This window comes from Aliiroseovarius sp., assembly GCF_030148435.1.
GTDB lineage: Bacteria > Pseudomonadota > Alphaproteobacteria > Rhodobacterales > Rhodobacteraceae > JASBTN01.
Genome location: NZ_JASBTN010000036.1, coordinates 1 through 14988, shown reverse-complemented (window position 1 = coordinate 14988; position 14988 = coordinate 1). Strand labels below are relative to the sequence as shown.

General features: G+C 65.2%; 16 protein-coding genes. 9 read left to right on the top strand and 7 right to left on the bottom strand.

The genetic code is table 11. The features are described from left to right. Positions 1–326: 326 nt before the first annotated feature. Complete coding sequence (locus tag Q1V43_RS06320; protein ID WP_300515385.1) at positions 327–767, top strand: DUF4864 domain-containing protein; 441 nt, start codon at positions 327–329, stop codon at positions 765–767. 273 nt (positions 768–1040) lie between these two features. Next, positions 1041–3332, top strand: coding sequence for a glycosyl hydrolase family 28-related protein (locus Q1V43_RS06315; RefSeq protein WP_300515384.1), 2292 nt, complete (start codon positions 1041–1043; stop codon positions 3330–3332). A gap of 134 nt (positions 3333–3466) precedes the next feature. On the opposite strand, the gene Q1V43_RS06310 is transcribed toward Q1V43_RS06315, so the two are convergent. Then, the gene (locus Q1V43_RS06310) at positions 3467–3613 is read right to left on the bottom strand and encodes a hypothetical protein (RefSeq protein WP_300515382.1); all 147 of its coding nucleotides are present in this window, start codon (positions 3611–3613) and stop codon (positions 3467–3469) included. Positions 3614–3826: 213 nt separating this feature from the next. Here Q1V43_RS06310 and ppk2 point away from each other — a divergent pair, with 213 nt between their 5' ends. Both ppk2 and Q1V43_RS06300 read left to right on the top strand, forming a co-directional pair. Further along, on the top strand, positions 3827–4810 hold the full coding sequence (gene ppk2 / locus Q1V43_RS06305) for a polyphosphate kinase 2 (RefSeq protein WP_300515380.1): 984 nt from the start codon (positions 3827–3829) through the stop codon (positions 4808–4810). 161 nt (positions 4811–4971) lie between these two features. Then, a complete protein-coding gene (locus tag Q1V43_RS06300; RefSeq protein ID WP_300515377.1) occupies positions 4972–6180 on the top strand; it encodes a lytic murein transglycosylase in 1209 nt (402 codons plus the stop codon). Positions 6181–6308: 128 nt separating this feature from the next. On the opposite strand, the gene Q1V43_RS06295 is transcribed toward Q1V43_RS06300, so the two are convergent. Next, positions 6309–6920 carry a DUF2461 domain-containing protein gene (locus tag Q1V43_RS06295; protein ID WP_300515375.1) on the bottom strand — a complete coding sequence of 204 codons (612 nt, stop codon included), beginning with the start codon at positions 6918–6920 and terminating at the stop codon, positions 6309–6311. 80 nt (positions 6921–7000) lie between these two features. Between Q1V43_RS06295 and Q1V43_RS06290 the strand changes: the two genes are divergently transcribed. Then, complete coding sequence (locus Q1V43_RS06290; protein WP_300515373.1) at positions 7001–7597, top strand: class I SAM-dependent methyltransferase; 597 nt, start codon at positions 7001–7003, stop codon at positions 7595–7597. 165 nt (positions 7598–7762) lie between these two features. Continuing rightward, entirely contained in the window at positions 7763–9118 is a 1356-nt protein-coding gene (locus tag Q1V43_RS06285; protein ID WP_300515371.1) for an MATE family efflux transporter, read from the top strand. A gap of 444 nt (positions 9119–9562) precedes the next feature. On the opposite strand, the gene Q1V43_RS06280 is transcribed toward Q1V43_RS06285, so the two are convergent. Both Q1V43_RS06280 and Q1V43_RS06275 read right to left on the bottom strand, forming a co-directional pair. Next, positions 9563–9964, bottom strand: coding sequence for a hypothetical protein (locus Q1V43_RS06280; protein WP_300515369.1), 402 nt, complete (start codon positions 9962–9964; stop codon positions 9563–9565). A gap of 70 nt (positions 9965–10034) precedes the next feature. After that, the gene (locus tag Q1V43_RS06275) at positions 10035–11237 is read right to left on the bottom strand and encodes a pyridoxal phosphate-dependent aminotransferase (protein WP_300515366.1); all 1203 of its coding nucleotides are present in this window, start codon (positions 11235–11237) and stop codon (positions 10035–10037) included. A 50-nt stretch (positions 11238–11287) separates the two neighbouring features. Here Q1V43_RS06275 and Q1V43_RS06270 point away from each other — a divergent pair, with 50 nt between their 5' ends. The 3 genes from Q1V43_RS06270 to Q1V43_RS06260 all read left to right on the top strand — a co-directional run bounded on the left by Q1V43_RS06270 (position 11288) and on the right by Q1V43_RS06260 (position 12619). After that, positions 11288–11707 carry a helix-turn-helix domain-containing protein gene (locus Q1V43_RS06270; protein WP_300515364.1) on the top strand — a complete coding sequence of 140 codons (420 nt, stop codon included), beginning with the start codon at positions 11288–11290 and terminating at the stop codon, positions 11705–11707. A 71-nt stretch (positions 11708–11778) separates the two neighbouring features. Continuing rightward, entirely contained in the window at positions 11779–12000 is a 222-nt protein-coding gene (locus Q1V43_RS06265; RefSeq protein ID WP_300515391.1) for a succinate dehydrogenase assembly factor 2, read from the top strand. Positions 12001–12121: 121 nt separating this feature from the next. Beyond that, positions 12122–12619 (top strand): winged helix DNA-binding protein, encoded by a 498-nt coding sequence (locus Q1V43_RS06260; RefSeq protein ID WP_300515362.1) that lies wholly within the window; start codon positions 12122–12124, stop codon positions 12617–12619. On the opposite strand, the gene Q1V43_RS06255 is transcribed toward Q1V43_RS06260, so the two are convergent. The 3 genes from Q1V43_RS06255 to Q1V43_RS06245 form a co-directional block, all read right to left on the bottom strand. Then, the gene (locus Q1V43_RS06255) at positions 12613–13539 is read right to left on the bottom strand and encodes a DUF1194 domain-containing protein (RefSeq protein WP_366146209.1); all 927 of its coding nucleotides are present in this window, start codon (positions 13537–13539) and stop codon (positions 12613–12615) included. The two genes, Q1V43_RS06260 and Q1V43_RS06255, sit on opposite strands and share 7 nt — an antisense overlap. After that, a complete protein-coding gene (locus Q1V43_RS06250; RefSeq protein ID WP_300515359.1) occupies positions 13506–13934 on the bottom strand; it encodes a VOC family protein in 429 nt (142 codons plus the stop codon). Before Q1V43_RS06250 ends, Q1V43_RS06255 begins: the two co-directional genes overlap by 34 nt. 79 nt (positions 13935–14013) lie before the next feature. After that, positions 14014–14988 (bottom strand): hypothetical protein (locus Q1V43_RS06245; RefSeq protein WP_300515356.1); only part of this gene is annotated, 975 nt, incomplete at its 5' end.

The following is a 14988-nucleotide window of genomic DNA, read 5'->3' as shown; positions in this document are numbered from 1 at the left end:
GCCGCGTTTCGGTGGCTTTGCGGCGCTTTACGGGGTCGAGGAGACCGCCGGGCTGATCGATCAGGCGCTGGATGGCGGACTTGTGAAGTCGTAGGGCTGAACTGGGCGGGGCGCCCGACCCTCCCCACGGGAGGGCGCTTTTGCTACGTTTCAACCCGAACCAGGGTTTCGTCTAAGGCGGCGGGTTCGCCTCCCATTGTTGGTTGCGGGCGCCCACCCAGGGTCAGGCGCAGCCCCGCTGCGCTTGGTCGGATGGCGGACTTGTGAAGTCGTAGGGCGCGGGTCTCGTCCATTTCATGCTACCCTGTCCCCCGGGAGGGTGTGACATGAGACATGTTCTGATCGGGCCGGCCCAGGGAATGATTTTGGGGTTGGCCCTATTCCTTGCCGGGGCGACAGCCCCCGCGCGGGCTGATCCGGCCGGCATCGAGACCGCCATTCGCGGCCAGATGCAGGCGTTTCGCGGCGAGGATGTGGAAGGCGCGTTCGGCTTTGCCTCGGACGGGATCCGGCGTATTTTCGTGACCCCGGAACGGTTCGGCGCGATGGTGCGCCATGGCTACCCGATGGTCTGGGCGCCGGGGGAGGTGCAACTGCTGGAACTGCGGTTCAGGGATCGCGCGCTGTGGCAACGGGTCCGGGTTCTGGACGGCGAAGGGCTCTACCATCTGCTGGACTATCGCATGGTGCAAAGCGGCAGCTGGCCCGGTGCGCCGTGGCGCATAGACGCGGTGCTGTATCTGGGCGCCGCCGGTCTGGGCGCCTAGAAGGCCGGACAGGCGGTGGCGGGCCGGGTGCCTGTGTCGCACATCGGATATGCAGGGCCATTCACCGTCCCCGGGGTCGGACCCCGGGGTGTCTCGGTCCTGTCCGGCCCCACCGCGCGCAGGCCTTAACGCGTGTTAACCCCCTTTTGCTACCCCTTTTGGCGTTGTGCACCCGTGGGCCTTTCCCGCGCGGCAGGAAAGCCTGCGCGCGTGGCTGGTCTGATACGGCCGGGCCCGGGACGTGCGAGAATTTGTGACCTGAAAGGGAATTGAATGAACAAGGCAATTACCGAGGGGCTGGTCCTGACGCCCCCTGCGTTCGTCGACGGGCTGGATGTCTGGTCCAGCGAAAACGGCACGCCGGGCTCGGCCACCTATGACAATGCGGTCAACGCGGCCTTCGTGCCGGCGGATCAGGATTTCGGCGGCTGCCTGGAAATCCTCAAGACCCAGACCACGACAAAACTGCGCTGGATGGGGCAGACGCCGATCCTTCCGGGCTGTTACCTGCGCATCTCGACCAGGGTGAAAGTGCTGTCGGGCAGCTTTCCGAACGTGCGCATCGCGGGCTATCCGCTGAACGCGTCGGACGCCCCTGTCACCGGGTTGATCGAGCTTGGCACCGAGACCGTGCTGGACAGCTATGGCGAGGTGATCGAGGTTTCGGCCATCGTCGGCACCGGCAACCGCGGCGGGGTCGACATGGTCTGGACGCCGGAGGTCGCCTACGGGCATTTCGGTCTGGATCTGACCGGGTCGAACGGCGGCGTGGTGCGGGTGGAGGATTTCACCATCGAGGACATTACCTCGGCCTTCCTGCGCGACATGATCAGCGTGGTGGACGTGCGCGACTTTGGTGCGGTGGGCGATGGTGTCACCGATGACACCGCAGCATTCGAGGCGGCTGACACGGCGGCGGCCGGGCGTGTGGTGCTGGTGCCGGGCGGCACCTTTCGCATCGCGTCGAACCTGACCGTGGACAGCCCGGTGCGGTTCGAGGGCACCCTCACGATGCCGGATACGGCGCGCCTGGCCCTGATCCGCAATTTCGACCTGGACAGCTATATCGACGCATTCGGCGACGAGGTGCTGGCCTTCAGGAAGGGCTTTCAGGCGCTTCTGAACTACTCGGACCATGACGCGTTCGACATGTGCGGGCGGCGGGTCGAGCTGGACGGGCCGATCGACCTGCAGGCGGCGGTGAACAACCAGACCGATTTCCTGGTGCGCCGGGTCGTGCGCAACGGCCAGTTCTATGCGCTGGACAGCGCCAACTGGGACCCGGACGTGGTCACGTCGAACGGCTCATACAACCCGGCCAACCCCTATCAGCTGACCAATGTGCCCAATATCGCCAATATCCAGCCGGGCAGCCAGATCACCGGGACCGGGGTCGGGCGCGAGGTCTATGTGCGCTACGTGAACGTGGGGGCGAATAGCCTGACGCTGAGCCAGCCGCTCTACGGTCCCGCAGCGACGCAGAGCTATACGTTCACGCGCTACAAATACATGCTGGATTTCAGCGGCTTTACCCAGATCAACCGCATGACCCTGTCGGACATCGAGTTCCAGAACAACGGCCGGTCGAACTCCATCCTGCTGTCGCCGGCCGGCGAGAACTTCATGGTGAAGGACTGTTTCGTCATCAAGCCCAGAAACAAGGGCATTACCAGTCCCGGTCGCGGCTGCCAGGATTTCCACCTGGACCGCACCCAGTTCATTTCGAACGAGCAGGGGCTGGCGGCGACCGACCGGGTCTCGGTCGGGTTCAACGTGAACGCCAATGACGCCAAGATCCGCGACAACCGGTTCCAACGCATGGGGCTGACCGCCGTCATGCATGGCGAAAGCCACCTGCTGGTCGGCAACCACTGGTTTCAGGGCGACGAGGTGCCGGACGGGCCGCGCGTGCCGGGCATGGTCTTTACCTATGAGAATGTGTCGACGGTCATTACCGGCAACTACATTGACAACAATATCATCGAATGGACCAACGAACACGACGCCACCCCGGACTTTGCCAACGAGTTCAGCTTCGGTGGCATGACCATCACCGGCAACATCTTCCGTGCCCAGGACGTGGCCAGCTGGCACAACTGGATCGTGATCAAACCCTATGGCAGCGGCCATTTCCTGTCCGATTTCCATGTGAACGGCAATACGTTCAAGGCGATCAAGGGCAATATCGACCGGGTCGAGGGGGTGGACGACAGCTTTGCCGGGCTCGACTACTGGCAAATGCGCAACGTGACCTTCGAGCGCAACACCTTCGCCAGTGTCTCGCAACGCACGATCAGCCCGGTCAGCCTGGAGTTCGAACAGAATACCAACGCCACGACCTGGACGCTTGATCCCAGCGCCTACCTGCCCTTTGGCGGCAATGCGCGCGAAGTGGTCGGGGTTGTGACCGAAGGCGAGATCCTGAACGGCTCGGGCACGGCCGTGTATTACACCCCGGCGGTGGTGCCGAACGCGGGCACAGAGTACAAATACGTGCAGCTGAAATGGCCCGAGCCGGTGCGCGGCAAGGTGCGCCTGACGGTGCGTGTGGACAAGCCGGTCTGATACTCACAGGGATTTGGAAACGAAAGCGCCCCGGCCGGTCGGTCGGGGCGTCTTGCATGGCGGGGCGGGGACGGGGGCGACCCGTCCGGGTGTTGCGCCTGTCCGCGCCACGGGCGGCGCGCGACATTGCCAGGTCAGTCCTGCTCTTCGGTGACGATGAGCCACCCCTGCGGCCCGGCGATCCGATCCGGCAATACCAGGATAAGAGCTTCGCGCAGGGCGATGGTGGCCATCAGGCTGATAACGATCTGGTCGGCGGTAACTGAGGCAAGAAGCGTCATGGTTGGTCCTTTCCCTGTGCCTTCCGGTTTTCTGGCGGTGAAATTGGGCAAGATCATGACGGGACAGGGGTAAAAAATCCGTTTCAGCAAGCGTCTGGCGACAATCTGGCCCGGTCCGGATCACTGTTTATGCGGATTTCCTGATGTGGATCAAGGCGTCTCTGCCGCAAGTTCGTTACAATGACAACAACATTGGATAGAAGGAGAATTTGCATGGCTACACCCTCGACGCGGAGCGCCGCTGCCACCAAGAAACCCGCTGCCACCAACAGCGTGAAACCAGCCGCAGCGCCCGACGCTGAGGTGGCCGGGGCATCCGCGCCCGAACCGCAGTTTCCGCAGGTGACGTCCGACAAGATTCGACAGACCTTCGAGAACGGCGAATACCCCTATGAAGGCAAGATGGGCCGCAGGGATTACGAGGCCCAGAAGGCACAGTTGCAGGCGGAGCTTCTGAAAGTGCAGAAATGGGTCGGCGAGACCGGCCAAAAGATCGTCATGCTGTTCGAGGGCCGCGACGCGGCCGGCAAGGGCGGCACGATCAAGCGCTTCATGGAGCACCTGAACCCGCGCGAGGCCCGCGTGGTCGCGCTGAACAAGCCCTCGGACAAGGAAAGGGGCGAATGGTTCTTCCAGCGCTATGTCCAGCATCTGCCGACCGCCGGTGAAATGGTTTTCTATGACCGCTCCTGGTACAACCGCGCGGGGGTGGAACGGGTCATGGGCTTCTGCTCGCCCAACGAATACCTCGAATTCATGCGCCAGACGCCGGAGGTGGAACGCATGTTGGTGCGCTCGGGCATCCGCCTTTACAAGTTCTGGTTCTCGGTCACGCAGGACGAACAGAAACGCCGCTTCGACAGCCGCAGCCAGGACCCGCTGAAACGCTGGAAACTGTCGCCGGTGGACGTGGCCTCGCTGTCGAAATGGGATGACTACACGGAGGCGAAAGAGGCGATGTTCTTCTACACCGACACCGCCGACGCGCCATGGACCATCGTCAAGTCGAACGACAAGAAACGCGCCCGCCTGGAGGCAATGCGCTATGTCCTGTCCACCCTGGACTACCCGGACAAGGACCTGTCGATCGCCACGGCACCCGACCCGCTGATCATCGGCCATGCCAGCCAGGTGATCCACGGATCGGAACATATTCTGGGGGCAAGCCTGCACCCGGAGCACCGCCGCAGCTCCTGAGGGTTGCGACAGGGGACGGAAAAGGCGTCGGGGCAACCCGGCGCCTTTTTCATATGCGGCTTTGGCGTTGTCTTGTGGGGCCGGTACGCTAGGCTGGGCCCATTGGTTCAGCGGAGGGCGCCATGGGGTTTGCGGGCAGGCAGGTTTCACGCAGGGGTTTCATGTCGGGACTGGCCGCAGTCGGTCTGGCGGGCTGTCAGGCGGGCGGGACAGGGCTGGCCGTGCGCCCTTCGGCGGCCTGGCCCAGGGTGCCCGATGCGGGCTGGCAGGCCTGGGTCGCCGGGTTTCGCCGCCGGGCCGCGGCGCGGGGCATCCCGGCGCGTACGCTGGCGGCCGCCTTCCGTGGCGCGGGCTATATCCCCGCCGTGATCGAACGGGACCGCAACCAGTTCCAGGACCGCCGGTCTCTGGAGGACTACCTGGCCATCGCCACCTCGGATGAACGCCTGTCGTTGGGCCGCGCGGCGCTGGCGCGCCAAGGGCGGGTGCTGGCGCGGGTGGAGACACAGTTCGGCGTGCCAGCTGAAGTGATCGCGGCAATCTGGGGGGTGGAGAGCCGTTTCGGCACCCGGCGCGGCGAAGTGCCGGTGATCTCGGCCCTGTCGACACTGGCCTATGACGGGCGGCGGGGGCGGTTTTTTGAAAACCAGCTCATGGCCGCATTGAAGATACTTCAGCAGGGCGATGTCACCCCCGCCCGCATGACCGGCAGCTGGGCCGGTGCCATGGGCCATACCCAGTTCATCCCGACCACGTTCAACGCCTATGCGGTAGATTTCGACGGCGACGGGCGGCGCGATATCTGGGCGAACGATCCCGGTGATGCGCTGGCCTCGGCGGCGGCCTATCTGCGGGCGTCGGGCTGGCGCCCGGGACAGCCCTGGGCGGTGGAAGCCGGCGTGCCGGACGGCTATTCGGGCGGCTTCGGGCGGCGCGCGACCCGCAGCCTGGCGGCCTGGCGGTCCGCGGGCGTGCAGGCAACGCGCGGACCGCTGCCCCAAGGCGGAGCCGCCGGGCTGATCCAGCCCCAGGGCGCGGGCACGCCGGCTTTCCTTGTCTTTCACAATTTCAACATTCTGCTGAAATACAACGCCTCCGAGAAATACGCGCTGTCGGTCGGCCACCTGGCGGATCGCCTGTCCGGAGCAGGGGCATTGGTGCAGGGGTTCGGCCCGGATGAACACGGTCTGACACTGCTTCAACGCAAAGAGCTGCAACGCCAACTGACGGCGCGAGGGCATGATGCGGGCGCGGTGGACGGGGTGATTGGCAAAGGTACCGAAGCCGCGATCCGCAGCTATCAGCGCGCAGCGGGACTGCCAGCGGATGGCGTGCCCTCGCTTGCATTTTTACAACATCTACGCGGATAAGACGACCCGCAGCCCTTCCCACTCCCCTTTCATCTTTCAAAAAATATCCTGGGCGCCGCCGAAGCCCCTCGGGCTTTGGCGTGGGGGCAAAGCCCCCCAACCGCGTCCCCAATCGCATCCGCGGCCGATCACGGGCGCAGCACCTCGGCGAGGGCCAGGCGTACCGGCTCCATCCGGATGAAAATCCCCGCGAGGGCAGGTCCGGGGTCGGCCCTCTCACTCGCATCGAGGTCATGCCAGACCAGCAGCCCCTTGCGGCGCAGCAGGTCGCCATGAGGGTGGTCCTGCGGATAGGGCGGGGGCACCCGTTTCAGGGCTGGCGGGTCGAGCCGCCAGCGGGTGAGGTCGACAAACCCGCGCTGCGCCACATGGTCCCGCCACGCCACCAGCCCGGCCTTGTCGAACCCCATCACCCCCGCCCCGGCACAGCAATAGTCGGGAGACAGGCCGAACATCCACGCGGTGCCATCCGGCGCGCTCCAGCCGAGGTGCAGATGCGTGTTGTAGGGGGTCTTGTCCCGGGCAAAGCGCAGGTCACGGTGGATGCGGAAGAGTTTCGGCTTGACCGGCGCGCCTGCCAGCGCCGAAAGGGGGTCCGAGAGCCGGTCGAGCAGCGCCTCGGCCGGGCGTTTCACCTGCGCTTCGTGATCCGCCTTATGCGCCTGGAACCAGTCGCGGGAGTTGTTGTCACGCAGCCGGGTCAGAAAGCCCCGTGCCGTTCCGAGCATATCGTCATCCATGCCCCATGATGCGGCAGAATGCAAATTTGGCAAAGCCCGTCCGAATACCTACCTGTCAGGGACTGACAGGAGAGATACCCATGTGGGACGAAAAATACGCGACGGAGGAATATGTCTATGGCACCGAGCCGACAGGGTTCCTGCGCGCTCGGGCAGAGTATCTGATCCCCGGCGCCCGGGCGCTGGCGGTGGCCGACGGAGAAGGGCGCAATTCAGTCTACCTGGCCCAGCAGGGGTTGAATGTCACGGCGATGGATGGCTCCACCGTGGCGCTTGACAAGGCGCGCAGGCTGGCCGCCGCGCGCGATGTCGAGGTGGGCTATCACCACGGCGACATTACCTGCTGGGACTGGCGCCCGGACGCCTATGATCTGGTTGTCGCCGTCTTCATCCAATTCCTTGACCCCGCCGCGCGGGCCAAGGTCTTCGAGGGCATGAAGCGCACGCTGGCGCCCGGCGGAGTACTGTTGCTGCACGGCTACCGGCCCGAGCAGCTTGACTATGCCACGGGTGGCCCGCCGAATGCGGATTTCATGTATACGGAACAATTGCTTACGAGCAGTTTCGCGGATCTCGAGATCTTGCGGCTGAAAGGCTATGATACGGAGATCCACGAAGGAACCGGCCACGCGGGAATGTCGGCGCTGATCGACCTGGTGGCCCGCAAACCGGCGTGAGCCGAAGCGCGGTCGCGCCCCGCTGAACCCGCCCGCAGAACCCGCCCCGCTGCCCCCCCCGCTGATCCCCATGTGGCGCGGGGTAACACCCGTTCTGCGGGCCCTCTGCCGGGGCAAGCGGACTTCGCGCTGGACGGGCGTGCGCCGCTGCCCTACGACTTCGTGATGAGCACTCCGACGTCATATCGCCAGCACGCCCGCGCCGCCCTGGTGCTGGGCCTGCCGCTGATCGGCTCGCACCTGGCGCAGTTTGCCGTGCAGGTGGTCGATACGATCATGCTGGGCTGGTACGGGGTCGAGGAGCTGGCCGCCGTGGTCCTGGCCGGCACCTTCTTCTTCATCCTCTTCATCATGGGCTCGGGTTTTGCCTGGGCGGTGATGCCGATGGTGGCCGCGGCCTCGGAAGAAGGCGACGACACCCGCGTGCGCCGGGTCACGCGCATGGGGATGTGGATCTCGGGCGGAGTTGGCGCGGCTGTGCTGCCGCTTCTGTTTTTCTCGGCACCGCTGCTGCGCGCCATCGGGCAGGAACCGGAGCTGGCCGAACTGGCCCAGCAATATCTGCGCATTGCCGGCTGGGGCATGTTTCCGGCGCTGATCGTGATGGTGCTGAAAAGCTACCTGGCCGCGCTGGAACGGACCCGCGTGGTGCTCTGGACCACGATCGCGGCGGCGGCACTGAATGCGGTGCTGAACTACATGCTGATCTTCGGCAACTGGGGCGCACCGGAACTGGGTGTGCGGGGGGCGGCGATCGCGTCCCTCTCGCTGCAACTGGTCAGCGTGGGGGTGCTGGCGCTTTACGCCGTGCGGGTGCTGCCGGAACATGCGCTGTTCACCCGGGTGTGGCGCCCGGATTGGGAGGCCCTGGGCGAGGTCTCCCGCATGGGGCTGCAGATCGGCCTGACCAGCCTGGCGGAGGCGGGGCTGTTTTCCGCCTCGACCGTGATCATGGGCTGGATCGGCACGCTGGAACTGGCCGCCCACGGCATCGCAATCCAGATCGTCAGCCTGTTCTTCATGGTCCATGTCGGCCTGTCCAACGCGGGCACGGTACGGGCGGGCCGCGCGCTGGGGCGGCGCGACGAAGAGGGGCTGCGCAAGGGCGCGGGGGCGATCCTGGGCCTGTCGGTCGGATTCGCGGTCGTTGCGGTGCTCATGTTCCTGGCCATTCCGGGCCTGATGATCGGGCTGTTCCTGGACCCGGCCGAACCCCTGAAGGACGAGATCCTGGCGATTGGCCGCAGCCTCCTGGCGGTGGCCGCGCTGTTCCAGTTCGCCGACGCGGCACAGGTAATGACCCTGGGGCTGCTGCGCGGCGTGCAGGATACCCGCGTGCCGATGGTGATCGCCGCGGTGAGCTACTGGGTGGTCGGCGTGCCGATGAGCTATGTCATGGGCATTCGCTGGGGCTGGGGCGGTGAGGGCGTCTGGCTGGGGCTGGTGCTGGGGCTGGTGCTGGCCGGCGCGCTGATGAGCTGGCGTTTCTGGACACGGTCGTCGCGGATTTCGCTGGGCTGAGGCGCGGGACTGTGCCCCCGGCACGGCTTCCGCCCCCGCGCAATTGGCGCGTTGTTCCACCCGCCGGAACCGGGGGGACGCCGCGTGATGAGTTTCGACCATCCCCGCCATCTATCAACACCATGTCACCGCCGGACCTTCGGCCCAGCCGCAGGCGTGCCGTTGCGGGGCAGGAACGGGCCTGTTCTCTTTTCCTTGCTGAAAGTATCCCGGGGGAGGGTGACAGGACCGGACAGGTCTTGTCACCTGGGGGCAGAGCCCCCTCCGTCTTTCGCCCTCCGCAGAGCACCAAATTCTCGTGGTTGTTGTCACCGCTGTCGACCTTCGCGCGTTTTGCGCGGCAAAACGCGCTACGCCCAACGCTCGGCAAGCCCCGCAGGGGCGCGGGCGAGGGGCGGGAGCACCCAGGTTGCGCGCAGGGGTGACTGCGGCAAGGCCCCGGCCTCAGCCCTTCGTCAGCCGGTCGGCCTTTTTGCGCACCAGCACCGTGCGCAGGTCATGCATGGCCAGAAGAAGCGCATCAGTGATCGCTTCCAACTGGTCATCCTCGGCCTTGGTCTGGGCCCAGTGGGCGGTCAGGTTCAGGTGATCCACCGTGCGCAGGATGTCATCCACGCTGCGTTCGGCCAGCACCTTGCGCCGGGTTTCCATCCAGTCGGATATTGCCGCCCTTTCCGCCTCGGACAGGAGGCGGTCGCCGTGGGGTTTGACCTCGCCGTTCCTGATGTTCACCACCGCGATCTGATCCATTTCGATCCGGCGCTGGCGGTTCTCCGTATCCACGCGAAAGACGAAGGCGCCGTTTTCGCGGACGCGGAAATAGTATTCGGGCAGGTCGGCGCTCATGCTCTTGTCCGTTCTGGATCGCTGGTCTTGCCCGGCAACCTAGCAGCGCCGGGCAAGTGAAGCCAGTGTGTCAGCTCAGTTCGGCACAGAAGGCCTGGATACGGGCGCAGGCTTCTTTCAACGCCTCGTCCGAAGTGGCGTAAGAGACGCGGAAGTTGGGGCTGAGGCCGAAGGCCGAGCCAAACACCACAGCCACGCCTTTCTCTTCCAGCAGCGCCTTGGCGAAGGCCTCGTCATCCCCGATCTTCACCCCACCGGCCGAGGTCTTGCCCAGGCAGCCGGCGATCGACGGGTAGACATAGAAGGCCCCGTCCGGCACCGGGCAGGTGATGCCGGTGGCCTCGTTCAGCATCTCGACCACCAGGTCGCGGCGGCGCCGGAACACCGCCTTGTTGCCCTCGATGAAATCCTGCGGCCCGTTCAGCGCCTCGACCGCGGCCCATTGCGAGACCGAACAGGGGTTCGAGGTCGATTGCGACTGGATCTTGCGCATGGCAGCAATCAGCTCTTTCGGCCCGGCGGCATAGCCGATGCGCCAGCCGGTCATCGCATAGGCTTTCGACACGCCGTTGCAGGTCAGGGTGCGGTCGTAAAGCCCGGGTTCCACCTGGGCCGGGGTGCAAAAGGTGAAATCGCCATAGACCAGGTGTTCATACATGTCGTCGGTCATGACCCAGACATGCGGGTGGCGCATCAGCACCTCGGTCAGGGCCTTCATCTCGTCCCAACTGTACCCGGCGCCGGTCGGGTTCGAAGGCGAGTTGAAGATGAGCCACTTGGTCTTCGGGGTGATCGCGGCCTCCAGAGCCTCGGGCGTCATCTTGAAGGCGTCCTCGATGCCGCATTCCACCACCACCGGCTCGCCGCCTGCCAGCAGCACCATATCCGGGTAGCTGACCCAATAGGGCGCGGGGATGATCACCTCGTCGCCCGGGTTCAGCGTGGCCATTAGCGCATTATAGAGGATCTGCTTGCCACCGGTGCCGACCGAGACCTGCGCGGGCTCGTAGGTCAGCCCGTTCTCGCGCGCGAACTTGGCGCAGATCGCCGCCTTCAGCTCGGCAATGCCATCGACGGCGGTGTATTTGGTTTTTCCCGCGTCGATCGCGGCCACGGCGGCGGCCTTCACATTGTCGGGCGTGTCGAAATCGGGCTCGCCCGCGCCAAGGCCGATGACGTCCTTGCCGGCCGCTTTCAGTTCGGCCGCCAGGTTGGACACCGCAATGGTCGGCGAGGGTTTCACGCGGTCAAGTGTCGCGGAGAGGAAAGTCATGTCGGCCTCTTGTTTGTATCTGCGTCCGGAACGTCTTAGGGTGCGCCCGAATGGCGATCAAGCGGGAAGGCAGGATAATGGAAGACGACGGCTGGTATTCGAATGATACGGCGACTTTCGGCGACCGCCTTGCCGGTGCGCGCGAATATGAGGGCATGAGCCAGACGCAGCTCGCCCGGCGTCTGGGCGTCAAGCTGAAGACGCTGAAAGGCTGGGAAGAGGACCTGTCCGAACCCCGCGCCAACAAGCTTCAGATGCTGTCGGGCGTGCTGAATGTCTCGCTTGTCTGGCTTCTGACCGGCGAGGGCGAGGGGGTGGACGAACCCGACAGCGAAGTGGTGCTGACCCCGGAAGTGCGCGATATCCTTCTTGAAATCCGCGGGCTGAAAACGCAGATGACCGCGCAGGTCGACCGGCTGGGCAAGCTGGAAAAGGCGCTGCGAAGAAAGCTCGAGGAGGGCGCGCTGTGAGCGGGGCCGGATTGTACGAAACCCCCGGCGGGGCCGGGGAAAGCCGCGAGAACCGGTTGAAACGCCTGTCCATGCGCTCGATGCGCCGGGGCATCAAGGAAATGGACATCATCCTGAAGAACTGGGCGGATGCGAGCCTGGAGGAGCTGGATGACGAGATGTTGACGCTCTACGACCGGCTGCTCAGCGAGAACGATCAGGATCTTTACCAGTGGGTCACTGGCCAGGTCTCCGCGCCCGAGGAATTCGCCGCGCTGATCGAGGTGATCGCGACCCATGCCGGAGCGCGCTGAACGGTTGCGCGCGTCCCTCACGTCGCGACCGTGAAAATTTTCTGCAATTCTCCGGCGCATTTAACTGAATGTTCTGATTTCTCGCCGCACTCTCCCTTCAAGACTAGATGTGGAGAGACCGATGAGCATTCATTCCCCGATAGAGCAGAACGCGGCCATGGGCTTCGTGGGGCAGTACCTGGACAGCCTGGCCCTGGTGGAACGTTTGCACCGGCTTCTGCTGGACGTGATTAAGGATGAATTCGAACGTGTCGGCGTGTTGGAGATCAACGCGGTACAGGCGCTTTTGCTGTTCAATATCGGCGACAATGAGGTTACGGCGGGCGAGCTGAAATCGCGTGGCTATTATCAAGGCTCGAATGTCAGCTACAACCTGAAAAAACTGGTCGAGATGGGCTATATGCACCACCAGCGCTGCGAGATCGACCGCCGCTCGGTCCGGGTGCGCCTGACCGGAAAGGGGCGCCACATCCGCGACGTGGTGGCCGCACTGTTCGAACGCCATGCCGACGGGTTGCAATCGCGCGGGGTGCTGTCGGCGACCGGGATCGAAGAGATCAATATGGCACTGAAACGGGTCGAGCGTTACTGGACCGACCAGATCCGCTATATCTACTGAGCTGGGTGGAGCTGACGGGACTGGCGGGATAGCTGGCCGATCGCCAGCCCCTCGGTCTCGCGCAACAGCTTGCGCACCATGGCGTATTCATAGTCGGCAAATCCAAGCGCCACCTCGGTAAAGGCGCCGGGGCCGCGGATCACCAGCTCTTCGAAATAGGCTCTGAGCGCCTTGATTTCGTCTGCGGGTACACCGCCGTCCGGCCGGTCCGATCCGATCACGAGCGCGTTGATCGTGAGGCCCTCCAGCGCCGGTTCGTGGTTCACGTCTTGCGGCCGCGGTCCGGTGTTCGAACGGCCGTCGCCGGATATATCCAGCGTGCGCTTCCAGCAGCTCTCCTGAGGTTTCAGAAGGGAGGCGCCAAAGACCATGGCGGTGCCCAGGGCGGTGGCCGGGTTGGCCGGGCTGCGGGTGGTGGCGCGAAGGCGGGTGGCAATCGCGGTCAGGGCCGCCGTGTCGGGAATGTCGGTCCAGTTCACCAGAATGTGCTGATCCTCCGGCCCGCTCCATTCATAGACCAGCAGACGCACCGGCAGGTCGGGCACGGACAACAGGGCCTGGCGCACGTCCGGGTGGGTCAGGGCGGCGGCCAGCCCGTCCAGCTGCAACCGGTATTCCGCCGCGCTGACCGAACCCGAGACATCCAGCCCCAGCGCCAGCGCCTGTCGGCAGGGCGCGCTCTGCGCTGCCAGGGGCAGCGGCAGGACCACGAGGCACACCGCCGCCAGGGTCCGCAACAGCCGCCCGGCGCCGGGGGGGAAACGGCCACGCCGGGGCAGGAGGCCGGCGGCCGCCATCGCCCGGGCGACGCCCCGGCACCGCGCGCGTGGCGGCTTTGCCGCGCAGCCCCCCATGGCCGCGCCGTCCCGACCGGCGGGCCGACGCCCTACCAATGGCCGGTGTTTTCCATGCTTGCCCATGGCTCCTGCGGCTCCTTCGCCCCGCCCTTCTGCAACAGCTCGATCGAGACATTGTCCGGCGAGCGCACGAAGGCCATGCGCCCGTCGCGCGGCGGGCGGTTGATCACCACGCCATTGTCCATGAGGTGCTGGCACATGGCATGGATGTCCTCGACCTCATAGGCGAGATGACCGAAATGGCGGCTGTCCGAGGGCAACCCGTCGTCGCCGTCCCAGTTCCAGGTCAGCTCGACCGGGCAGTCCGGCTGACCCGGCGGCGCCATGAAGATCAGCGAGAATCGCCCGCCTTCGTTGTCCGTGCGCCGGATCTGTTCCAGCCCCAGGAGGCGAAAGAACTGCATCGAGGCCTCGAGGTCCTTTACCCGGACCATTGTGTGCAAATATCTGATTTCCATTTCTGCTCTCCCCTCGAGTGGATGTGGTGCCATGGCATTCCGGGGCCGAGCCTATCAGGCCGCGCGGTGAAGGGAAGGGTCAGAATTGTGAGCGCACGCCAAGCGAGAGGCTGGTCTGGTCACTGGTATAGATCGAGGCATTGGAACGTTTTCGCCCATGGCTCACGGTCACGACCGGGGCAAATCCCATGACGGACAGACCGTCCAGCGTGGCCTCGGCGCTGACGGTCAGGGCGTCGATCCACATCGCGCTGCCGCCCGCGTAGGGCGAAGTGTCATGCCGGCGGTCCTCCCAGTCGAGGCCAAGCCCCAGACCCAGCCCGCCAAACACCGGCCCGCCGAGGTCATAGCGCACCCCCATGAGAACCGCACTGTAATCCTGCGTTTCGCTGCGCCCGATTGCTTCGCGGGCGCCCAGCGACAGGGTCAGCCGGTTTTCCCCGACCGGCAGCGCATAGGCAAGCCGCGCGCCAAAGACCACCGTGGAGTAGAGATCATTGTCGAGGCGCGATTGCCCCTGCGCGGTGATCGACAGGTCCAGGCTGCCCGGTCCGGCATCGGGCAGGTAGACCCCCAGGTCGCCGCGCAGCGTTTCGGCATGGTCCGCGCCGCCTTGCCAGCCACGGGATACCGAGACCCCCGCCCTCCAGACCGGCGTGTAACCGGCCTGGCGCCATTGGTGCGACAGGCGCAGTTCGGCGGTGGTGCTGCCAAGGCTGCGGGCGTCCAGTTCGGGCACGTCGTCCAACACCCTCTGCGGGAAGTACAGGCGCGTGGCCGCAAGGCCGGCGCTGACCCGGGTCAGGTGGGACACGCCTTGCGACAGGCGGTAATCCACGTCCGTGCTGAGCGTCATTTTCCACCCCGCGAGTTCCTGGCTTTCCTCGGGAATGGCGAAGGGCAGAAGCTGGCCGCCGACATTCAGCCATGCCAGCTGCTCGCTGGACCCGCCGTTTACATTGTCAGACGGTGACAGCGATCCGGAAAAGGACAGGCGGACCGGGTTTTCGGCGGCCAGGGCGCGATAGCGCCGCGCGGTAATCCGTTCAAGGGC